This window comes from Gemmatimonadota bacterium, assembly GCA_016712265.1.
Classification (GTDB): Bacteria; Gemmatimonadota; Gemmatimonadetes; order Gemmatimonadales; family Gemmatimonadaceae; genus RBC101.
The window spans coordinates 40470-61387 of record JADJRJ010000003.1 but is presented as its reverse complement, the minus strand read 5'-3'; the positions used below and the strand labels follow the sequence as shown (position 1 = coordinate 61387).

The 20918-nt window shown below is 67.1% G+C and carries 18 protein-coding genes and 2 pseudogenes; 6 read left to right on the top strand and 14 right to left on the bottom strand.

All coding sequences use genetic code 11. The features are described 5' to 3' along the window. Window positions 1-889: 889 nt before the first annotated feature. The 3 genes from IPK85_00445 (at window position 890) to IPK85_00435 (ending at window position 2191) form a co-directional block, all read left to right on the top strand. Window positions 890-1297, top strand: a complete 408-nt coding sequence (locus IPK85_00445) for a hypothetical protein (protein ID MBK8245873.1) — start codon at window positions 890-892, stop codon at window positions 1295-1297. A 135-nt stretch (window positions 1298-1432) separates the two neighbouring features. Then, window positions 1433-1639 carry a hypothetical protein gene (locus tag IPK85_00440; GenBank protein MBK8245872.1) on the top strand — a complete coding sequence of 69 codons (207 nt, stop codon included), beginning with the start codon at window positions 1433-1435 and terminating at the stop codon, window positions 1637-1639. 243 nt (window positions 1640-1882) lie between these two features. Beyond that, window positions 1883-2191, top strand: a complete 309-nt coding sequence (locus IPK85_00435; protein MBK8245871.1) for a hypothetical protein — start codon at window positions 1883-1885, stop codon at window positions 2189-2191. A gap of 332 nt (window positions 2192-2523) precedes the next feature. Here IPK85_00435 and IPK85_00430 read toward each other — a convergent pair. The 4 genes and pseudogenes from IPK85_00430 to IPK85_00415 all read right to left on the bottom strand — a co-directional run bounded on the left by IPK85_00430 (window position 2524) and on the right by IPK85_00415 (window position 6564). After that, window positions 2524-4942 (bottom strand): annotated as a pseudogene (locus IPK85_00430) (glycogen/starch/alpha-glucan phosphorylase). 12 nt (window positions 4943-4954) lie between these two features. Continuing rightward, window positions 4955-5419 carry a hypothetical protein gene (locus IPK85_00425; GenBank protein MBK8245870.1) on the bottom strand — a complete coding sequence of 155 codons (465 nt, stop codon included), beginning with the start codon at window positions 5417-5419 and terminating at the stop codon, window positions 4955-4957. After that, window positions 5389-5790, bottom strand: a complete 402-nt coding sequence (locus IPK85_00420; protein MBK8245869.1) for a sulfatase-like hydrolase/transferase — start codon at window positions 5788-5790, stop codon at window positions 5389-5391. The genes IPK85_00425 and IPK85_00420 overlap by 31 nt, the downstream gene beginning before the upstream one ends. 105 nt (window positions 5791-5895) lie before the next feature. Next, window positions 5896-6564, bottom strand: coding sequence for a sulfatase-like hydrolase/transferase (locus IPK85_00415; GenBank protein ID MBK8245868.1), 669 nt, complete (start codon window positions 6562-6564; stop codon window positions 5896-5898). Here IPK85_00415 and IPK85_00410 point away from each other — a divergent pair. Beyond that, window positions 6550-7021 (top strand): annotated as a pseudogene (locus IPK85_00410) (DUF1016 family protein). The gene IPK85_00415 and the pseudogene IPK85_00410 sit on opposite strands and share 15 nt — an antisense overlap. Window positions 7022-7140: 119 nt before the next feature. Here IPK85_00410 and IPK85_00405 read toward each other — a convergent pair. The 7 genes from IPK85_00405 to IPK85_00375 all read right to left on the bottom strand — a co-directional run bounded on the left by IPK85_00405 (window position 7141) and on the right by IPK85_00375 (window position 13110). Then, window positions 7141-7800, bottom strand: coding sequence for a hypothetical protein (locus IPK85_00405; GenBank protein ID MBK8245867.1), 660 nt, complete (start codon window positions 7798-7800; stop codon window positions 7141-7143). Further along, window positions 7778-8401: an Ig-like domain-containing protein gene (locus IPK85_00400; protein MBK8245866.1), complete on the bottom strand. Its 624-nt coding sequence runs from the start codon at window positions 8399-8401 to the stop codon at window positions 7778-7780. The genes IPK85_00405 and IPK85_00400 overlap by 23 nt, the downstream gene beginning before the upstream one ends. Before the next feature lie 183 nt (window positions 8402-8584). Next, a complete protein-coding gene (locus IPK85_00395; GenBank protein MBK8245865.1) occupies window positions 8585-9274 on the bottom strand; it encodes a carboxypeptidase regulatory-like domain-containing protein in 690 nt (229 codons plus the stop codon). Next, window positions 9240-10028: a carboxypeptidase regulatory-like domain-containing protein gene (locus tag IPK85_00390; protein MBK8245864.1), complete on the bottom strand. Its 789-nt coding sequence runs from the start codon at window positions 10026-10028 to the stop codon at window positions 9240-9242. Before IPK85_00390 ends, IPK85_00395 begins: the two co-directional genes overlap by 35 nt. Window positions 10029-10677: 649 nt before the next feature. Further along, the gene (locus tag IPK85_00385) at window positions 10678-10866 is read right to left on the bottom strand and encodes a hypothetical protein (protein MBK8245863.1); all 189 of its coding nucleotides are present in this window, start codon (window positions 10864-10866) and stop codon (window positions 10678-10680) included. A gap of 190 nt (window positions 10867-11056) precedes the next feature. After that, window positions 11057-12391, bottom strand: a complete 1335-nt coding sequence (locus tag IPK85_00380; GenBank protein MBK8245862.1) for a VWA domain-containing protein — start codon at window positions 12389-12391, stop codon at window positions 11057-11059. After that, window positions 12391-13110, bottom strand: coding sequence for a MerR family transcriptional regulator (locus IPK85_00375; GenBank protein MBK8245861.1), 720 nt, complete (start codon window positions 13108-13110; stop codon window positions 12391-12393). The genes IPK85_00380 and IPK85_00375 overlap by 1 nt, the downstream gene beginning before the upstream one ends. 389 nt (window positions 13111-13499) lie before the next feature. Here IPK85_00375 and IPK85_00370 point away from each other — a divergent pair, with 389 nt between their 5' ends. Both IPK85_00370 and IPK85_00365 read left to right on the top strand, forming a co-directional pair. Then, a complete protein-coding gene (locus tag IPK85_00370) occupies window positions 13500-13889 on the top strand; it encodes a helix-turn-helix domain-containing protein (GenBank protein MBK8245860.1) in 390 nt (129 codons plus the stop codon). Window positions 13890-13918: 29 nt separating this feature from the next. Beyond that, complete coding sequence (locus IPK85_00365; GenBank protein ID MBK8245859.1) at window positions 13919-15250, top strand: type II toxin-antitoxin system HipA family toxin; 1332 nt, start codon at window positions 13919-13921, stop codon at window positions 15248-15250. A 78-nt stretch (window positions 15251-15328) separates the two neighbouring features. On the opposite strand, the gene IPK85_00360 is transcribed toward IPK85_00365, so the two are convergent. From IPK85_00360 to IPK85_00350, 3 genes are all read right to left on the bottom strand, one after another. Further along, window positions 15329-17233, bottom strand: a complete 1905-nt coding sequence (locus IPK85_00360) for an Ig-like domain-containing protein (protein ID MBK8245858.1) — start codon at window positions 17231-17233, stop codon at window positions 15329-15331. Further along, complete coding sequence (locus IPK85_00355) at window positions 17194-18549, bottom strand: Ig-like domain-containing protein (GenBank protein ID MBK8245857.1); 1356 nt, start codon at window positions 18547-18549, stop codon at window positions 17194-17196. Before IPK85_00355 ends, IPK85_00360 begins: the two co-directional genes overlap by 40 nt. Before the next feature lie 124 nt (window positions 18550-18673). Further along, entirely contained in the window at window positions 18674-20866 is a 2193-nt protein-coding gene (locus IPK85_00350) for a hypothetical protein (GenBank protein ID MBK8245856.1), read from the bottom strand. Window positions 20867-20918: the final 52 nt, after the last annotated feature.

The following is a 20918-nucleotide window of genomic DNA, read 5'->3' as shown; positions in this document are numbered from 1 at the left end:
TCGCCCGCATACGCAGTCTGGCCACCGCCACCACCGCCGCCGCCGTCCTCCGCCCGTTGGGGCTGCCGCGCGAAGCGTAGCGACCGATCAGGAAGCTGGTCGCGCCGGAAAGTTCGCGTCGCGGGATCTCGAAGCGAGTCGCTCGCCAACGCGTTGCACATTGAACAACCCGCGCTGGTCTTCGCCTCGGCGGTGATCACCCCGCTCATACGGACGCGAATGCGCCGCGCCCGACCGCTGCGGGGCCGCGTGGAATCTGTGTCCTGGGCGATGACGGGCACGGCAGAGGCCGTGACGAGCGCGAGGAACAAAGGAGCTGTCGCATGGGAGCTGGCCGCGGTGAGAGTGGAGCTGGGCCTGATGGCGTTCTGCGAAGATCGCCGCCGGTGAAGAGGGGGCAACAAGGCCCGGCAGGGTAGGGCCATGAACGATCCCTCAGCTCGCACACGGCGGCCGGCAGGGTAGCTACGCGGTCAGCCCAGGGATGGCGTGCCGATTACCGCGACGTGCTTCCCGCGGCGGCGCTCCGTGCCAGGTGCGACGGTCGTGGTATTCGGCTCTCCGATGAAATCGGCGATGTCCACAGCGCGTACGCCTGGGAGGATGGCCTCAGTGACCGGGCGCGTCCTCCCGCGCGGTACTCGACCCCGGCCTTCGTCGAACCCCGGAGGCGCGCTCTGAAATCGTGAGACATGGGCCGCGTCCGCGGTGGCAGGGGAGTGTGCTCGACGTCTTGACCTCGATCAGGAGCGTGTCCGACCCACGGCGCAGGAAAGATCCACCTCGAACCCCTGGTGATCGCGAAAGAAAGTAGAGTTCGCGCCGCGTTGGCGCCATTCAGCTGCGATTTCACGATCTCGGATGCCACCATCCCGCGAACAGCGCGCCCTTGAACGGGAACGTTCCAGTCTTCCATCTTCGTGACACCTGGCAGGTGACAGGTGAGCCCTCTGTCGGCAAGAAAGAGGGGTGTCTTCCGCCAGGCGTTGCCGGGGTTCTCGAAATACGGTGGCACGACGAAGAGCTGGCCGGTGACCTCAAGGACGCCGATCCACTCACCGATGGTTGGAATGGAGACGCCGAGTGGTGCGGCGAGGTCCGCCTTGATGAACAACTGGCCCGTGCGTCGGCGAGCAGGGTGAGGAACCGTCGAAAGGTCGAGAGATCCCCGCACGTTGAGCACGGCCCGCACGTCACGTTCGAGGAGTACGCTCTGGAGGGCAGGACTCGAACCAAGAGCGATCGGTCGCGGGGCCGAAAGGACGACCTCGAGGAAACCCTCCGTGCAGCAGGGTGACCTTTGGCAGCTCCGCCGCGGCGAGCGGCGCCAACAGTCAGGACGGCCGCCCGCCCCGCGAAAACTCCGTGACGTGCTGCATCGAGGGCGCCTCCTGCGAACCGGTCGGAGCCACCGACCGCGATGCTTCGGTTCGTGGTCGATGCGTTTCTTGAGGTACGCGAAGGCTCCGGCGCGCACGTTCTGGATCTCGTCGAGGATGGTGACGCCACGTCGTTCATCCGGGGATCGGCGCGGGTCGGCCCGCACTGCGGCGAGGATGTCTGGGGCGTCAGCGCGACGACGTCAACCCAGGAAGGCGTGCTTCAGGACCGTGGTCTTGCCGGCGTCGCGGTCCCGTGAGGACGAGCTCGGGAAGCCTTCGCGGCCCGTTCCAGGTGGGGGTGATCCAGTCGGGCGATGAGCGGCATATGAAAATCTAAAGTGCCACCTTAGATTTCTCAATATCGTCTCCTCTCGACCCGCAGTAGCACGAAGGGTCGTGCGCCGCAGTTCCAGGGGTCACCGTCCTGCTGGAGTCGCGGCTGACCGGGCTGAGGCGGTGCCAAAGGCTGGACCAAGCCGCCAGGCTCGCAGGTTCGCTCCATGTCGCGTTCATTCCTGCCGTCCTCGCGTTCGCCGTGGCGTCGGTCGCCCACGCCCAGCGCCCTGACCTCAAGCGCTACCTGGATTCGCGTGGGCTCCGCCGCCCGGCGCGCACCGTCGCGGCCACCGGGGACGCGGCCTTCCCTTGCCGGCGACATGGGCACAGGCCGGGGATCACCCATCACGATCGCCCAGGACGCCGCCCGTCTGGTCGTGACGTTCAACTACTTCACGGCGTACGACCTGCAACCCAAGGTGCGGCTCGCCCTACGCCCTCGACGGGAGGTGAGTCGCGCAACCGGATCGTGACCGGGCAGGCTGCGCCGCCCTCTCGATCCACGGTCACCTGGAACGGCGCGACGATGGTCATTACCGCACGCAGTACCCCGCGCCGGCCCGGTGTCAACCTCCCGCCGGGGGGCGCTCGGGAGTGCGGCAGGAACTCACCCTCGACGCACGGGGACGGCTCACGGTCCGCACGTCGCGACGCGGTGGCGACGGCGCGACGGCTACGGTCGTCGCGGCGTACACGCGTCGTTAGGCGGCTGTTTCCCGCAAGGCCGGCGTTCCGCCGTCCGCAGGCCGGCGTTCTGCCGGCCGTGGTTCCTCAGGAACGGTCAGGTCACCGCGCCTTCGACGTTTCAGATCAGGCGGGCGTAGTCGGCGACCGTGCGGTCGCTGGAGAATACCCCATCCGCGCCACGTTCCGCCACGGCGCGCCGAAAAACTCGTCCTGGGCGCTGGTGGAGCGCATCGACACTTTCCTGGCAGGCGACATACGACGCGAAGTCAGGTCGGGAGGAGTACTGGTCGCCACCCTCCGTCAGCCGATCGACAACCTCGCGGAAGCGTGACGGCTCGGCAGGGGAGAAAGTGACCGTCCGCGATCATGTCATGGGGCCTGCCGCACGTCATCGTTCGCCCGGTACACGTCCCACGGGTTGTATCCGGCCGCCCGGCACTCCGCCACTTCGGCGGCGGTCTTCCCGAAGATGAAAATGTTGTCGTCGCCCACCGCCGCCTGCATCTCCAGCGTGGCGCCGTCAAGGCGTCCCGATCGTCAGCGCTCCGTTCAGTGCCAGCTTCATGTTGCCCGTTCAGAGCGCCTCGGTCCCCGCGGTCGAAATCTGCTCCGAGGTCACATGCCGGGATGATCACCTCGGCGTTCCGACCGTTGTAGTTAGGGATGAAGGCGACCTTGAGCAGGTCACCGACCGCCGGGTCGCGGTTCACCACATCAGCCACGCCGTGGATGAGGCGAATGATGAGCTTCGCAAACGCATACCCGGGCGCGGCCTTGCCGCTGAAGATCACGGTGCGGGACCCCATGCCGGCCACGCGCCCCTCGCAAATGCGACGGTAACGCGTGATGACGTGCAGCACGTTCAGCAGCTGGCGCTTGTACTCGTGGATCCGCTTGACCTGGATGTCGAACAGGCCATCGGGGTTCACCGCCAGGCCGGTCCGGTCGTGGATCAGTCCCTGCAGGCGCTGCTTGCTTGTCGCTGCTTTCGCGCGCCGGAAGTGGTCGCGAAAGTCCGCATCGTCGGCCCAGGCACGAGGCGTTCCAGCTGCCGCAGGTCGGTCGCCCAGCCATCGCCGATCTGCTCGGTGATCAGCGCCGCGAGCCCGGGTTGGCGTGGTGCAGCCACCGGCGAGGTGTGACGCCGTTCGTGACGTTCACGAAGGCCGCGGGACGGATGGCATGGAAGTCCGGCAAGGACGCTCGCCTGCATCAGGTCGGTGTGCAGCTGCGAGACGCCGTTGACGTGATGGCTGCCGACGATCGCCAGGTTGGCCATGCGAATCCAGCGGCCCCCTCCTCCGCGACAATGGACAAACGCCGGATGCGGTCGAGGTCGGTCGTGTGAGACCGGCGCACCTCGTCCGGGAAGCGCTGGTTGATCTCGTAGATGATCTCGAAGTGTCGCGGGAGCACGCGGCCGAAGAGGGTGACCGGCCACGTCTCCAGCGCCTCAGGCATCAGCGTGTGGTTCGTATGGGAAAGACTTGTCGCGTGATCTCTCAGGCGCGCTTCCCACGCCAGCGCGTGCTCATCGACCAGCAGACCGCATCAGCTCGGGAATGGCGACCGTGGGGTGCGTATCGTTGAGCTGGACGGCCACGTGCTCCGGCAGGGCGTCGAATGGCTCGCCGGTCGCGAGGAAGCGATGGAGAATGTCCTGGCAACGACGCTGGACGAAGAAGTACTGCTGCTTCAGTCGCAACTCGCGCCCCACCGCCGTCGAGTCGTCGGGTACAGGACCTTGGCCAGGTTCTCGGACTCGGTCTTCTGTTCGACCGCCCGACGGAAGTCCCCCTCGTTGAACCGCTGGAGGTTGAAGTCGCGGGTGGCCTTTGCGGACCAGAGGCGGAGGTTGTTGACCGTTGCGTTGTTGTAGCAAAGGCACCGGCGTGTCGCAGGCCATGGCGAACACGGTGTCGGCCTCGAGCCAGTGGGCCCGGACGTTGCCGTGGCCATCGGACGGGTGCGCCGTCCGGCCGCCGAAGCGCACCGGGTACAAAACCTCGGGCGCTACAATTCCCACGGGTTGCGAAACCGCAACCGGGTGTCGGGATGCTCGACCTGCGCCCCATTCTCGATGCCCTGGTAAAACAGGCCGTACTCGTAGCGGATCCCGCTCGCCGATCCTCGGTATCGCCAGGGGTGGCCATCGAATCGAGGATGCAGGCGGCGAGCCGGCCCAGACCCCCATTCCCGAGCGCAGCGTCGGGCTCTGGCTCCTGGATCTCCTCGAAGTCGACCTCGAGCTCGGCGAGCGCGGTGCGGAGTTCGTCGCCGAGCCCGATGTTGGAGCAGGCTGTTGGACAGCAACCGTCCGGTGAGGAACTCTGCCGACAGGTAACACACGCGTTTCCGGGAGACACCTCGGAGGCGTGCATGGCCTGCATCCACTGCGGCATCATGCGATCGCGGGCCGCGAACGCCATCTCCAGGTACCAATCGCGCGGCGTGGCCGTGAGGCGATCCTTGCCGAGCGAGTAGAGAAGCCGGTCGGTGATCGCCTCGCGCAACGTGGACAGCAGTTGAGTGCTCATTGGGCCGATCTGTTACCCGCGGTGAGGTCGCCCACCTGCCACCAGGAGACCCGATCCCGGGTCGCCCCGTGTCAGGGACGACCGGTCGGCGCCACGGGTATCGCCCTTCGTTACGGCGTCGGTCGTCGCGGCGGGACGTACGGGTCCTTCGCCCCAACCGGCACGTGTGGGAATTGGGCCGCGCTCCGGTTGAACTCGGCGATGAGTCCGTCGAACATCCCCAACGCCCACGGGTTGGCGTCCTTCCACGTCACTCTCTTCCTTCGGGTCTGCGCGGAGGTTGAAGAGCCGCATGAGCGGCGCCTCGGTCACGCGCGGCTCCGGCTGGTAGGCGTAGTGGAACTTCCAGTCGTTCCACTTCGCGGCGCGGACATTGGTGCCGGTGAAGAACAGCGCGCTTGTGCGCGGCGGCGTCGACTGCTTGCGCTGCAGGAACGCGAGCTGGTTCACGCCGTCGATCGGACGGTCGCCCGGCATCTTGATTCCTGCCGCCGCGGCAATGGTCGAAAGATGTCGAGTTCATGGAAGACCGCGTTGGACACCTGCCCGCGCGGGATCGTGCCGACCCATCGCATCACGCACGGGTGCGAATGCCGCCTTCCATCACCGAGTTGTAGAAGCCGCGCCAGGGTCCTGACGACCCGCGCCACGGACGACGTCCTCGGGGCCGTGTCGGTGCACCACATCACGAGGGTGTTGTTGTCCAGCTTCATGCGTTTGAGCGCCGCCATGATCAGGCCGACGTTGTAGTCGACGTCCATCATCGCGTCGCCCATGTCACCGGCCCCTGTCTTCCGATGAAGTCCGGGTGGGTGAGCGTCGGGAAGTGGACCTGCGTCATCGGGCAATACAGGAAGAACGACTTCCGCGCGCGTGCATTGCGCTCGATGAACTCGACTCCCTTGAGCGCCGCCTCGCGATCCACGGTGCGGCGCGTGTCCAGTCGAACACCTTCACCTTGCGTGGTGCCTCACCGGCATTCTGTTCCCAGATGTACGAGGTGTCTGCCGGATTGGGATTGAGCTCGGGGGAGGTGGTCCACTGCGCCTCGTTGCTCGTGTTCGGGATGCCATACCAGTGATCGAACCCCTGGTCGATGGGCGTCCGATGGTCGATCCAATTCCGGCCACCGAGTGCCACTTCGAAGAGCGCCGTGGCGTAGCCGGCGCCCTTGAGTGCTTCGGCGATGGTCTCTTCCCAGAGGGTGATCCGGTGTTCTGCGCCGCGCCGGAGCGAATGGCATATCGCCCCGTGAGCAAGGCTGCGCGCGAGACCGTGCAGGAGAACTCGACGTTGAAGTTGTCCAGCCGGATGCCCTGGCGGCGATGCTGTCGATGTTTGGGGTCGGGACGCCGCGGCGCTGCCGTAGGCGCCGACCTCGCCCCCAGCCCAGGTTGTCGGGGAAGATCAGGACGACATTCGGTCGCGCGTGGCTGCGCGCGGAGCGGTGTGCGGCGCTGGCGGACAGCAGGGCCGCAACGAGGGCCGATGGACAGGGCGGGCGACGAGGCACGTGGGGGTCCCGGGCGCGGGGGTCGAGGGTCGCGCGAAGTTAGCGCGGTCCATGGCCGGAGTTGAAGGGCTTCTCCGAGCGCAATATCGACCGGATGATCGCCTTCCACCGGGCGTACCCCGACCCCGACTCAATTTCGCCACCGGTGGCAGCAATTCGGCGGGACGAAAAGTGCCCCGGCCGCCGTGGCGAAACGCCCCGCGCGAACGGCGACCTCGCTCCTGTGGTCCGTACCATGGGCGCACCATGTCCTGTTGATGGAGCAGGTGAAAGGACCTCGCCACCCGGCGCTGGTACATGCAGCAGACCTCGCCAACGGATGGAGCCGAAACGTCCTCAGCCTGCAGATCGAGGCCAGGGCGCACACGCGGCATGGAAAGGCAGTCTCGAACTTCGCCGCACTGCTTCCCACGCCACAGTCAGATCTCGCGGAGCAGGCTCTTAAAGACCCGTACATCTTCGACTTTCTCACCCTCACCGAGCCTTTCCAGGAGCGCGAACTCGAGACGGCGCTGGTGCGGCCAGCTGAAGTGGGTCCTCAACGACGCAGGACGAGCGGTTGGTGAGGTTAGCGCGGAACGAGAAGCGTGCTGCCCGTGCTGCTCGTGCCGCTCGTGCCTCGCGCATGGCGCCTCGGAGTCCCAGAGATCGCCCTTCGGCACCGTCAGCGCCAGCTCGCGGCGGATCAGTTGAACACCCAGGCCCCCGATGGCCCCGGCGCCGTGAGGTCCGTCGTGTTGAGCGCCTTCACGAAGTAGAGTTGCCCGAACCCCTCCGGGATGTAGCTGTCGGCGAGCGAGTTCCCGGGCATCGTCAACCACGAAAGACCATACGCGTTCCACAAGTATGGTTGTGGCCCAGTGAACCCGTTCCGTGTCCATGAACCAAGGGGACGCCAGCCGAGGCGCAGGGTGCCGATCGGCAACGGGCTGCGGTCGGTCCGACCGTCGGGCGCCGTGAGGACCATGTCGATCCATGCGGTCGCCTCCCACCGATAGGTGCACGTCGGCAGGTGGACCTTGAGGGTGACGCCGGGTAGGGGACTTCCGTTGAAGGTGCTGAGCACGTTCCCGCTGCCGCTGAGAGTGGTACGGTTGGGCGGCAGCGAGTTGTTGTTGATGTCGTAGTCGGTCACGCTGGCGTTGCCGGTCACTAGGCCCTGCCACGTCTGCTCATCGTCCAGCGGCGATGAGATACGTGTGAGCGCGCTCGTGAGGTTGACCCGGTGCAGGACGCTGATCTCGTGATTCTCGCGGTTGACTTCGTTCCGGCCCCAGGTCCACGAGATCAGGGCGGTGAACGTCGTCCGGCTTGCGATATCATCACAGCGACCCGGGTTCGTCACGTTCCAGTCCACCCGGGGAGGAGATCAGGTTTCCGGCCCGGGCACTGCTGAGGGCGGTCCCCGCGCTCACTCCGGTTGCCACGCCATTGCTGGAGACCGTGGCCACGGCGGTATTCGACGACGTCCAGGTGACGGCGGGCGTTGGTCGCACGTTCCCGTTGGCGTCGAGGGCGGTTACGCTGAACGTCACACTCCCGCCAGCGGTCGTCGTTGCCGTTGTCGGAGAGACGATAAGCAGCAGCGCGGGCGTGACCGTGACCGTCGCTGCACCCTGGACACCGCCCGATGTCGCACTCACGATCGTTGAACCAGCGACGATTGCGGTCACGGTGCCGGTGCCGGAGACCGTGGCCACGTTGCTGGCCTTACTCGACCAAGGTGAAGGTTGCACCGGGGACCAGGTTCCCTGGGCATCGCGCGCCGTCGCGACCAGCACGCCGGTCGTTCCCTCGACCAGCTGCAGCGCTGCCGGAGCGACCTGCACCGAGGTGACCGTAGCCTGGGTGGGCGGCGGCGGCACGCTGGGCCCGGCTGGCCCTCCGCATGCGGCGACTACTGCGAGCAGGGCAATGGTGGCGGACCGGACACAGCGCGGGGTCATGGATCTGGGGTTGGGCGGAATTCGCACCCTCCCCCGCAGGAACGCTCCGATCCGTCCCTGTTTCTCAGTGTCGCGCGAAGGCGAGCCTGTCGGCAAGCAGCCGACGTCCCCGTGCGAGCCGCGGTGCCTGGCCTGTTGGTCGGGTGATGATCACAACTTGGGGTCGCAAGCTCACGCGTTCGTTCAGGGCGGGAGCGTCAACCGGCGCCGACCCGTCCAGACCACGATCGATCCGCAGCCGCTGAGCGTCTGGAATTGCGACGGCATGCCCGACGCGCGCGTGTACACCTCAACACCGCGGATGTCCTGCGCGGGAACAAAGAAGTCCGGCGAGAACCCCTGCACTGCCGCCAACATCATCCCGTCGAGGAAGATCACCGGCTGGCACATGCCGCCCCCCTGCATGAACGGGCTCCGCATGTAGATCTGCGAGTTGCCCGCGGTCCCGCGGACCGTGATGCCCGGATACCGCCGCACGATGTCACTCAAGTACAACGGGTCGTAGCGCTCGAGGTCCTGCTCATCGGCGTAGTAGCCGAATCCGCTCCGCTTGCGCTGCAGGAAGTCCCGATACTGCGGCGAGTCGTAGAGACGATCGCCCACCACCTTCACGGTGTCCAGGAACGTCTGCCGCGACTCCAGCACCACGTCGAGCGACATCGGCGTCGTCGGCAACAGGTCGACCATCCGCGTGACCGGCAAGTATCCAATGGCCCGTGCGTCGAGCAAGCGCGTGCCTAACGGCAACGAGTCGAGGGCATAGTATCCATCCTGGTTCGTCGTCGCTTCCGCACCAGCGTCGGCCAGGCGGACCCGTGCCCCGCGGAGCGGGCGGCCATCAGGGCGGGTGACGTCCCTGTACCCGGGCGCCACCGACAAGCACCGGGACGACCACCGAGTCGCGCCGCCGATCGCTCGATTCATCTGGGACCGTGCGCTGCGCGAGTTCCGTCGGGGCGACGAACAGGTCGCGCACCAGCAGGCCGTTGTTGGGCAGGGTGAACATCGAGGTCCCGGTCGAGTCACCCCCCTTCCACGCGCGCATCACGACCATCTCGTCGCTCGGGAGTTGACAGAGCCCAAACCGTCCGTCCGCATCGGTCAGCGTCGTGACCCCTGGGGTTTGTCGCGAGATGGTGCCGCCCGTGGTGACGATCACGCTCCATTGAGCGACGACCAGCGCGGAGTCGACCGGGGCACCCGTAACCGCGTAGCGCACGCGGCCCTGCCAGTACCCGCGGGTCGAGTCGGTCCCGCAACTCGCCCGCACGATCGTCCGCGGCGATGGCACCGCGAGCATCGCGCGTACGGCCGTCGTATCGCTGATTGAGACGCGGAGCATCGGCGACACCAGGCCCAGCGAATCGAGGACCGGGTGGAAGAAGCCGAGTAACCAGGTGCCCGCGTCGAGGGTATCGAACCGGAAGTTGCCGTCAGCGCCGGTGCGGAAGGAGCGTGCGACCGCGGGGCGGTCCGACCGGGCGATCTGGACCGTGGCGCCCTCGAGCCGGCGTTGGCCGACGCTGTCGTAGACCGTACCGGAGACCGAGGTGGTGACCTGCGCGTCCGCAGCTCGCGCCCAAAGACCGAATGCCAGCAGGCAGGCGGCGAGGGCGACCCGGATCATTGGTGTAGCTGCGCGTCGGGGTTGGGTCACGAAGTCGCCACCGGCAGGGACCGGTGGAGTCTACACCCGACGCGCAGGAACGGTTCGGTGGGTCGCGCCTGGGCTCACCGGTCGCGCGGCCCGGGATGGCCCCAGGGACCGGCTGTCCATTGGCCCCCGACTGCCTGAGCGTGCAGAATAGAAATCGATTTCTATTCTGCAAGACGCTCGCTCGACAACTCCTTGACTGCGGGGGCCGACACCATCAAACACTGCCCCCGGCGAAGACTGTCCTTCCCGGAAGGACAAGTGCACCATGAAGTGTCCTTCCAGGAATGACGATCTCCCACGACCTCGTCTCGCTCACGCCCTGACGGCGGCTTACTTCACGGCCCCGTGGTCCACCTTCGTCAGCCCCTCAGGTGAAGGTGTACTTGAACGTCGCGCGCTGCCTTTGCGCGTTGGAGAACTGCACCTCGATGTCCTTGCCGCAACCGCCCGCCTTGCGTACCGCGGCGCTCCAGCCGGGTCGGGTCTCGATCTTGAGGATCGAGCTGGTGATGCAGGGGAGGCTCGACGTTGGGCCGGGGACGAGGACGGGCGGGATCGAGACGCGGATGTAGACCGAGCCCTGGTATTCCTGCCCATTGAGGAGTGCCGCGCCCAGCTCCTAGTCTGGGACGTGGTTGGGGCCGACATAGTAGTCGGCGAGCAGTCGGTAGGAGCCTTCGCCGACGTTGAAGAGGTGGTTGACCTCGGTCGGCAGCGGGCGGGCCGCGGGGGCGGGGGCGGTGACGTCGGTGGAGCAGGCGCCGACGGCGAGGAGGAGCGCGGCGAGCAGTGGATTGCGGAGTCTCATGGCGGGTTGGGTTGGGTGGTGTTGCCCGCCATACTGGAGGGAACGTGCGCGAGTGGGCGGCCACGTAACTTGTTGTGGCGCATCCACTTACCTCATACCATGCCTCAACGTCATGTCACGCGACGTGATGGGGTGTAACGGGGCGTGCCAGGCCGAATGGCTGGCGACGCCCCGCTTCCCCCGGAGCACGTCAGGGCTTCGCCTTCTCTTCCAGCATTTCGCGCAGCGACGGGCGCGGTGCGGAGCGGAGGTCGAGGCTGAAATGCGCACGCATCATCGACCCCATGCGCAGCTCCTTCCGCAGGCGCGGGTCAAGTTCGTCCTCGGCCTGGTGCATCAACAGCACGAGCTCGGAGATGAGCGGCGCACTGCCGGGGAGGTCACGGGCGTATGGCTCCATCCAGCGCAACTCGCGCGAGAGGTAGTGCTTCGCGCCGCGGCGGTTGCCTTCGCGATTGAGGTCGACCGTGCGTTTCATCGCGTCGGCCTGCCAGGCGCGGAATGCCGCGACGCTGCGCTCGATGTCACGCGGCTGGGCCGTGTTGTCGCGCCCGACAGCGAACCGGAGTTCCGTCTCGGAGGGGTCCGCCTCAACACTCCCCGCGCCGCCGGGCAGCATGCCATGCGCGGTTGCCGACAGCGTGATGTGTGAACGCGCCTTGCCGGACGGGCAGTGGAGGCGCAGCACGACGCGTTTGGTGGTGTGTGGCAAGAACGATCCGACGGCCACGTCGATCGCGCCAGGGAGCACGGTGTGGGCCCAGGCACCGACCACTTCGGCGCGCACGTTGGCCGGGATGACGACCCGCAGCGTCGCGCGCTCGACCAGCGCCGCGCGTCCCTCGCGCAACTCGCCGAGCACGACCTCGCCGATTTCGTGCGTATGCTCGGCGTCATGCAAGCGGCCGCCGCCCGCTTCGGCCATGCTGCCGAGCACGTGTTCGTCGTAGCCGTCGCCGATGCCGACCGCCGAGGTGATGATGCCGCGCGCGAGGGCACCGGCCGCGTGTTGCGCGAGTTGGGTAGGGTCGGTGAGTCCGGTGTTTGCCTGGCCGTCCGACAGGAGGAGGACGCGATGCGTGGCCTTCGGATCGCGAGCCATCGCCTGCGCCACGCGCTCGCCAGCGAGGAGCCAGCCGTCCCAGAGGTTCGTGTTGCCGTCTGCTTCGAGACGCGTGATCGCCCGCTGCGCCGCATTGTGCCCCTCGGCGTCCATGGGACACGCGTCGAGGAGCAGCTGTGTCACGTGACTGAAGGTGACGATCGTGAGGCGGTCGCGCGGCGTGAGCGCGCGGGCGACGGCGAGGGCCGTGTCGCGTGCGGCGGCAATCTTGGCGCCCTCCATCGAACCCGAGACGTCGATGGCGAGGGCGAGGTTCACCGGCGGCGGAGCTTTAGGGCCGTCGACGGTGCCGCTCGCGGCGAGATCTGCGACGAGGTAGCGGACCGAACCTCCGGCATCAAAGGCGAGCGAGCGATCGAGGCCGATGTCGAGGGCGAGCGTGGTCTGGGCGTTGGTGGTCATCATTCCCTCCCGGTGAGGATGTCGCGCATGAGTTCTGCGCAGCGCTCGAGTCGAGCGCGTTGGTCGGCGTCGAGTTTTCCGCGCACGGAGAGCTCGATGTCGGGGGTGATCTCGATCGTCAGCTGTTCGACGGCGCGCGTGCGCCGCTCCCTCGGCGCAAGCGGAGTGGTGGGGGTGAGGCGTTGTTCGAGTGCCTCGAAGCCGGTCGCCGCACGCGGCGCAGGCTCAGCTGGTGGTTCGTCCGTCGGCGCGTCGGCGGCCGTGTTGTCGCGCGGGGCTGCGCTCAGGTAGCTGAAGTAGGAACCGGATTCATGTAGCGCGCCTGGGTCTGCGCTGACACGAAGCCTGCGGAAGTAGTCGAGGGCTGTGTCCCCGTCGGTTCCCGACTGGTCCGGCGGCTCGGTGAGCGCCTTCGCTGCCGGTTCCGGAGCGATGGTGGCGGCCCGTTGGGCGAGCGCGGCGATGCGACTCGCGGGCGCGACCAGGAGCTCGCGGCGGATGTCGGCGAGGGACATCCCGTGGAGTTCCTTCATCGTCCGGATGGCCCGGATGCGGTCAAGCTGGTCGGCCGGGTACCGGGCGGCGGGGCCTCGGGAGAGCGGTCCTGGAGGAGTCCCTGTGCGACCCAGAACGTATGGTTCTGGGCTGGAGGCCGGATGCTTCGGCGAGTTCGGCGAGTGTAAGTCCTTCTGGCATGCGCAGAAGGTATGTATTGACATAGCGACATGTCAAGACGTCGCTTATGTCTGTCCATGCCTCTGGCAACTCCGCTCGGTATGCCGCAGGCGAGGGCCGATGCCTTATCCGTGACCGAATTTTAGCCACTCAGTGGCGAAAGTTTCGCCACGATCCCGTGACCCCTCGACGAAACCGAGCATTGAAGTCCCTCTCATACGCCGGGCCGTCTTCCGACGCCGACCGCGACGGTCTCCACGACCCCGCCGGGTGGGTTCCCTTACTGAGGGCGAGGAGACGGGCCTGCGGGGGCAGACCAACGGTCGTGACCACGGAGTGCCCCCAGCTGTTGACGTTCGTCAACAACATGAACATGTTGACGAACGTCCACATCCTCCGCATGTGGAAGTTGGCCACCATCGGAGCGGTCCCCATGCAAAAGTCCGTCACTCCTGCCACCTTCGGGGCGCTGGTGCGCGACGCGCGCACCGCCGCGGGCATCAGCCAGAGCGAGCTGGGCGAACGCATCGGCGCCTCGCGCTTTTGGGTCGCGCAGTTTGAGAAGGGGAAGCCGAGCGCGGAGTTGGGGCTGGCGCTCAAGGCGGTGCAGGCGCTCGGGCTCGCGGTACGGGTGGAGGCGCACGGCACCTCAGCAGCGACTGCGCAGCGGAGGACTCGCAAGACGCGATCGGCCGGTGCAAGCCCGCTCCCACCGGTGGACCTTGGCGAGATCATCGCCGCGCTGACCGTTGCACCCGGCACCAGGTCCAACACGGAATGGCCGAGCGTGGTTGCAGGGCGACGCACGCGGAAGAGATCGTGACGAGCGGCCGTTCAGCCAGCGACTGACCGATGACGAGCAATACACGCAGCCGGCTCACGCGGTCGTCCAAACCTCGCCTTGCCGTGCTGCTGCACGGCCAAGTTGCCGGGCACGTGTACGCTGCCGACAACCGCCACCTCGTCTTTCGGTATGACGACGGCTGGCGCGCAACGCCGGGCGCTTTTCCGCTCTCCGTCTCGATGCCGCTGATCGCGACCGAGCACGGGCACCGGGCCACAAGCGCCTTCTTGTGGGGGCTCCTCCCCGACAATCCGACCGTGATTGCCCACTGGGGACGGCAGCACGGAGTGTCGCGTCACGATGTCGTGCAGCTTCTGGCACACGTGGGAGAGGACTGCGCGGGGGCGGTGCAGCTGGTGACGCCCGACAGGGTCGATGCCGCGCTCGGCGCGCCAACTCGCACGGACGAGCGCGCGTCGATCGAATGGCTGTCGGCGGAAGCTGTGGGAGAGCTGCTGGCGGGGCTGCGCCGGAATCCCGCCGCGGGGCGCACAAACTCGGAGCAGGGACAATTCAGCCTGGCCGGGGCACAGCCCAAGACCGCATTGTACGAGGACGATCGCGGACGATGGGGGGTGCCCAGGGGACGGGCGCCGAGCAATCGGATCCTCAAGCCACCCGTCCTCGACCTCGACGACCTGGCCTACAACGAACACGCCTGCCTGCACCTTGCGCGTGAGCTCGGGTTGGCGGCCGCTTCGAGCACCGTGCAACGATTTGGCGACGAGGTCGCCATCGTCGTGGAGCGCTACGACCGGGTGCGGCTTGACGGTGTGTTGCACCGCGTGCACCAGGAGGACATGTGCCAGGCGCTGGCGGTGATGCCAACGCGAAAGTACGAGTCCGATGGCGGACCGGGGGTGACTGAGATCGCCGCGCTACTGGCGCGGCATTCGGTGGAGGCGGAGGTGGACGTGGCACGCTTTCTGGATGCGAACGTGCTCAACTGGCTCATCGCCGGGACCGACGCACACGCGAAGAACTACGCCGTGTTGCACGGGCCCGGGCCGGACATACGCTTGGCGCCGCTGTACGACGTCATCACCCTCCTTCCCTATCCGCAGTTGACGAGAGGCGCGGTGCGACTGGCGATGGGGATCAACGGTGAGCACGCGGTGGAGCGCATCACGGCCTCACACTGGCGCGCCCTCGCACGCGCCGTCGGTGTCTCGCCGGACTCGATGATCGGCCGCATCCAGGACTTGGCCGCTCGCATTCCTGCGGCGATCGATCGTGTGCTCTCGCATCCCGGCGGCGGTCCGGACACGCGGGCGATCGTCGAGCGCCTGCTCAGCCCGGTGGAGTACCATGCACGAGCCTGCGTGAAGCGGCTGGGATAGCGCGCAGGGACTGACGACATGAATGGGGGTCCTGCTTGCCCCTTCACCCTTCCCCCCATTCATGCCGCCTTCGGACAGCTACTTCCGCGGTGCGCGCGGCGGTGGACCGTGCACCCACGGCTTCGGCGCCGCGCCGCGGGCCGCTGCGAACGGATAGACCACACCCGCTCCCACGTTCGCCGCTGGTGTGCCGGAGTAGAGGCCGAGTCCCGAACGGATCGAGCTATCCCAGTCGCCCATGAAGGCCCACCAGTTCGTCATCCACGCAGAGCCGCGCGGAATGCGATTGCCGCGGCCGGGGAAGTTCTGGAACCAGTAGACATACCACTGCGACTCTTCGCGTTGGCCGAAGGAGGTCACGCCGGGCCACGGATAGACGAGGTTGTACCAGGTCGAGCGACTGATGGCGGTCTTCTGGCCGGCGTTCGCCGGCGTCCAGTCCTCGATGTCCGACTGGATCACCCGGGTGTTGTGATAGTCGTAGTCGCCCGTAGCGTTCGGCGGGAAGTGAGTGGCACCGGCACGACCGGGCGCCCACTTGTCCGAGGCATCAAGCCCGACGAAATCCCGCCAGAAGAGGTTCGGATTTCCATCCTGCCGCCGCGCCGCGTAGCCAAGGAGGGCCTCCATCTGGTGCCCGACATTGTGGACTGCCTCGGCCTGCGAGCGCCGGATGTTGATGCCGTACATCGTCCAGGTGTAGCTCAACAATGGGAGATCGTTCGGGTAGCGGTAGCTGTTCGAGATGTCACCGGTCAGTGGACTGGCCATGTTCGACTCGCTCCCGGCACGAATGTCCTTCAGATCGTGAATGGCGGGGTTGTACGATGGGAATCCCGCGTCGAAGCCGGTCCATGCATCCCATACCTCCTTGATGCCACGCGCCTGCATGTACGCCACAAGGCCGTGATCGGCGAAGATCTTGTGGTAGTCCGGAAAGAAGCCCTGGGTGAGCGGGTGTCGCGTTGTGCTCGCCGGAATGTGCTCGTAGGTCACAATGACGTCGGTGACACGAATCCCGATCGACGGCAGCGCGAGCGGATTCTTGTACCCGCGGAACGTGCTCCCCTGTTCGCGCGCGAGCTTGATGCGTCGGGCGTAGTCCAGGACACGCTGCTCCATGGTGTCCAGCGAGAAGGGGAGGAGGTCCCAGAAGTCCGGTGCCTTGCGCACGTCGATGGTTCGGGCGTCAGCTGTTGGGATGTAGGCGACGATGACCACCGGGATCTCCCACGTCGCACCGGCCGCTGGTGTGGTGAGGAAGGGGTCCAGTGGCAGCCGCCGGACATGCCGGGCGGGCATGGTCCACCGCAGGCTTGTGGAACCGACCATTGCCGTGATGTCCACGGTGCCACTGGACAGCACCTGAACGCGGCCCGTGCTGTCCACGGAGGCGTTGGTGTTGGCGCTGGTCCAGCGCGCACCACTCACCGGGAAGCGTCGGCCCTGCGCGTCAGACGCGGCTACGTTCAGCTGCAGCGTCGTGTTGATCCCCCGGATCGTATCGCCGATGCCGGCCGGCGAGACAATCGAGAGCGTCGTCGGCGTGGCCGTGCGCACCGGTCCCCGTCGATAGGACGCCTGGACGTCGGTCGCGGGGTACACGCGATCATGGATGCGAACCTCGTCATAGGACGCGTGTGCCGTCGGAACAACGAAGAATCCGCGGCCGAGGAAAAAGCGTGCATCGTTGAGCGACGCCAGCGTGTGCGGGGTGTCGAACTCGCCGGTCCGCACGCCGTCCAGATAGAGCGTGACTCGCGTTTGCCCGCCGCTGCCACCTCCCTGGTCGATGGCCATGACGATGTGGTGCTGGATGTCGGTGGTGTAGCCCGCCATGGCATTCTGGATCCGACTCTCCGTTGTGCCCACCTTGAAGGAGACGTAGTCGGTGCCCGGGGTTGCATTCTGCGACCAGGCCATGAACAGGTTGCCGTCGCCGCTCACGTCAAAGACGCGACTCCATGACTGATAGGAGTGCAAGGTGGCCCAGACCTCGATGGTCGCGTCCGGTAGCGAGCGAAGCAGGCCCCTGGCAACGACACGTAGTCGGTAAGGCCGGGGGCGCCCCCGGGCAGCGTGACCTGGCCGCCGACGGCGGAGCCACTCCGTCCCGGCTGCGCCACAGCGTCCAGCCTCGCCACGCGGCCGCCGACATCGTCGCGGAAGGCGGTGCCGGTGCCACCGACTTCATCGAACGTCCATCGATGGATCAAACCACGCACCGTGATGCTAACCGACCCCGCGGCACCGTCCGCGCGCGCACGAAAACGCGCGACCCCCGTGCGCAGCGTGCGCACCAGGCCGTTGGCATCCACGGTGGCGATGTGCGCGGAGTCGCTCACCCAGGTGAACGATCGACCACTCAGCGTGTTGCCCCCCGCATCGGTGGCGACGGCGGTCAGCTGGGTCGTGCTGCCCTCGTTCACCTCGGGCGACGGGGCAGAGACCGCGACGCGAGCCGCGGGCACCGGGGTCACCGTCATCGCCAGCGTCCCTTGCTTCCCTTCGCTTGTCGCCGAGATCGTCACCGGGCCGCCCAACTTGACTGCGGTGACGAGGCCGGCGGTCGATACCGAAATCGTGGCGGGATCCGTGCTGGCCCACGAGACCGCCCGGTTCACGAGCGTGGCGCCGCGCGCGTCCTTGAGCGCGACGGTGAGCTGCCGCGATGTGCCCACGACGATGGTGCCGGTCGTTGGGGCCACCGTGACGGTGGCCACGGCCGCCGGCGTCACCGTCAGGGCGAGTGCACCCGTTCGCCCTTCGGACGCCGCCGAGATGGAGGTGGCACCCGGGGCGATTGCTGTGACGAGCCCGGTCTGCGCGACCGTGGCAACGGCCGGGTCCGCGCTGGACCAGGTGATGGCCCGTCCTGCGAGGTCGGTTCCGGATGCAGATCGCGCCGTGGCCAGCGCCCGGGTGGTGTCGCCGACCTCGATGGTGGCGGTTGCCGGGGTGACCACGACCGCCGCAATCGGGACCGGAGTGACGGTGACTGCGGCCGTTCCGGTCGCCGAGCCGCTGCGCGCTGTGATCGTGGCGGAGCCGGTCGCGACGGCGGTGACGAGTCCCGCGCTCGTGACGGTGGCGACCGCGTCACTGGAGGAGGACCAGGTGACGGGGGTGGTGAGGGTGATCCCGGCCGCTGATTTGGGGGTCGCAGTCAGCTGGGACGTGCCGCCGGGGGTGAGGTCGAGGGCGGCGGGAGCGACAGCGACGGAGGCCGGGGATTCGGGCTTGGTGGATTCGCCGCCGCAGGCGACGAGCACAAGGCAGCACCAGAGGCGCTTTGACATGGGGGCGGGGCCGGGTGGGGAAACGACAGGGGCGACTACAGAGATGCCCGTGGTCGCCCCCGCCTTTCATCGCGCCGTTTTCCCGCCGGACGGGTGATCCTGCGCCCGTCCGACGTTCCCGCGCTTACTGCAGGATCAGATCCGTCGCGCCAAAGTCCTGGCACACCTCGTTCTGGCCCACATCCCGGTAGCAGAGGAAGCCGTCCGCCGGGCGCCGGTAGTACTGACGGAGGTTCCCCGCCACGTCGTACGCTTGGAGACTCAGGATCCACTGTCCCCGGGCCGCGAGGCTCGAGAAGTTGATGGTGCAGCCCCAGGTGCCATTGGTGACCGTGCCGCCGGTGAGCGACGTGATGCACTCCTGGAACTGCGTGGTGGTTGTGCTGTTGTAGACCACGCGCACGAACGAGACGCCGCTGAGGTTGTCCGTGAAGCCCAGGTTGGTCGTCACGATATTGCCAGCCGGCTGGATGTTGACCGTCTGTAGCGCAGGTGGCGCAGCATCTCCGGTCCCCGTGACGATTACCGTGGGATTCGCGATGCAGTTGCCCGCCGGGTTGCAGAGCTGGCCCTGCCGGTTATCCCGATAGTCCGCGAACCCGGGCCACCCTCCGTTCCCCACCCGGTCGGGCACACGAAGGCGATCCAACTTCCACGTGCCGGGTTGCGCCTGCGCCGGAATCGTGAAGAGGCAGTCCCAGAATCCATTGAGGTTGGTACCACTCGTCAAGGTGCAGGCGAGACCCTGGAACGGCTGCACCTGGCCGTTGGGCGCGAGGAACTCCAGCCCGAGCCCATCGAACAGCTGGTATCCACCCAGGCCGGAGAAGTCATCTGTCACCTGGAAGCCCAGTCGAAGCGCTTGGACGTTCCCGGTCGAGGCGATCGTCAGCGAGGGGCCGTAGAGGCGCGGGGTCACGTCCGGGCTCACTACCACGGACTGCAACACCGGCTGTGTCACGTCACTGGGCGAGCTGCTGACCGTGATCTGCGCGGCGCCCGCAATACAGTTGTTGCTGTTGCAGAGCCCGCCGCGCTGCTGGCCATAAATGTCGAAGTTCTGAACCCGGTCGCGGACCCACACCGTTGCCAGGGACCACGCACCGTTCTCCGAGTACCGGGGAATCAACGACGTACAGATCCATTCCCCGTTCGTGTCGCTGCCCGTATTCGGGGCCGCACCGGTGTAACAGGGGAAACGGACCTGCTTTCCCGACGGACTCACGAGGCGCACGTCGATGAACAACACCCCAGCGATGTCGTCGGTGATCTTGAGACGCATGGTCAGGGGCGCGTCAGCGGCGCTCGCCTGCAGGGTGACCGCGCTGCCATACTGCCCCGTCACTGGATCGCGCACCTCCAAGGCCCGGACCACCGGCGCCGTCAGGTCTTCCGGGGTCACCGGGTTCCGCGGAATGACGATGTACACGCTGAACCCATTCACCTCGGCCGACACGGTCTTGTTCACCAGATCGACCTGCCCGGCGTTCTGTTGCTGCCAGGCCCCGTTGACCAACTTGTGAATGCGCAGGTCGGACTCCACGACACCGGGAGGCAGGGTCGCGGCGTTGTACGGGATCGTCATCGTGACCGGGGCGGAGAAGACCGTTCCATCGGGCCCGAAATCCCACCCCGTCCCCGGGATGAGCGGGAGCGAGCCGGGCGGCAGGTTGGTGGCTGGCGTGGCCGTCAGCAGCAGGTCCTGCGCAACCGCACCGGCGGGCACGACGAGGCGCACTCCACTGTTGAGCTGCACCGTGCCACCGCCGGGGCCCACACGCTGCGCCGCGCCGGACTGGACCTTGAACCGGATCGGCAACGTGGCGCCCGCGCGAAGGTTGATGACCCCGGACGGGTCACGCTCTTCTCCCGCGCCGAGGATGTTTACGTTGGCGTACCCCAGCTCGGTGCCGCTCCCCAACACGCGGATGCGATACATCTTCGCCGGGTCGAGTTGATCCGTCTGCGTGTTCCACTCGGCCCGATACAAGGCGTTTTCGACCAACTGGAGACGGTCCGGGGAGGTGATCGCCGACGTGAAGCGACGCACGAGCGGACCGACGCACGCCGAGCCGTTGCACTCGCAGATCTCGGTGGCGAGCAGGTCAAGGATGGTGGGGTCGTTCGGGACCGCCTTGGGCGGTTCCGCGATGGGGGCCAGGAAGTAGAACCCGTCGATCCCTCCCATTGGGGTGGATGCCACGACCGAGAGCGTGGGGGCCGGAATGGGTTCGACCGGGGTGATCGGTTGGTCGTCGAAGCAGGCAGCCAGGGTACCGGCCGTCGCCACGGTGAGCGCTGCGTACATCCGCTTCATGAGGCACCTTCCAGGGGTGATGAGATGGTTGGCGGTGACCGACGGTCGGGAG

Bases quoted from the DNA above. Each gene is read 5' to 3' on its own strand.
- IPK85_00435 (MBK8245871.1), top strand. From the start codon at position 1,883: ATGTCGCGTTCATTCCTGCCGTCCTCGCGTTCGCCGTGGCGTCGGTCG.
- IPK85_00425 (MBK8245870.1), bottom strand. From the start codon at position 5,419: ATGCCGGGCGACCGTCCGATCGACGGCGTGAACCAGCTCGCGTTCCTG.
- IPK85_00400 (MBK8245866.1), bottom strand. From the start codon at position 8,401: ATGACCCCGCGCTGTGTCCGGTCCGCCACCATTGCCCTGCTCGCAGTA.
- IPK85_00390 (MBK8245864.1), bottom strand. From the start codon at position 10,028: ATGATCCGGGTCGCCCTCGCCGCCTGCCTGCTGGCATTCGGTCTTTGG.
- IPK85_00385 (MBK8245863.1), bottom strand. From the start codon at position 10,866: ATGAGACTCCGCAATCCACTGCTCGCCGCGCTCCTCCTCGCCGTCGGC.
- IPK85_00380 (MBK8245862.1), bottom strand. From the start codon at position 12,391: ATGACCACCAACGCCCAGACCACGCTCGCCCTCGACATCGGCCTCGAT.
- IPK85_00375 (MBK8245861.1), bottom strand. From the start codon at position 13,110: ATGTCAATACATACCTTCTGCGCATGCCAGAAGGACTTACACTCGCCG.
- IPK85_00370 (MBK8245860.1), top strand. From the start codon at position 13,500: ATGCAAAAGTCCGTCACTCCTGCCACCTTCGGGGCGCTGGTGCGCGAC.
- IPK85_00365 (MBK8245859.1), top strand. From the start codon at position 13,919: ATGACGAGCAATACACGCAGCCGGCTCACGCGGTCGTCCAAACCTCGC.
- IPK85_00355 (MBK8245857.1), bottom strand. From the start codon at position 18,549: ATGTCAAAGCGCCTCTGGTGCTGCCTTGTGCTCGTCGCCTGCGGCGGC.
- IPK85_00350 (MBK8245856.1), bottom strand. From the start codon at position 20,866: ATGAAGCGGATGTACGCAGCGCTCACCGTGGCGACGGCCGGTACCCTG.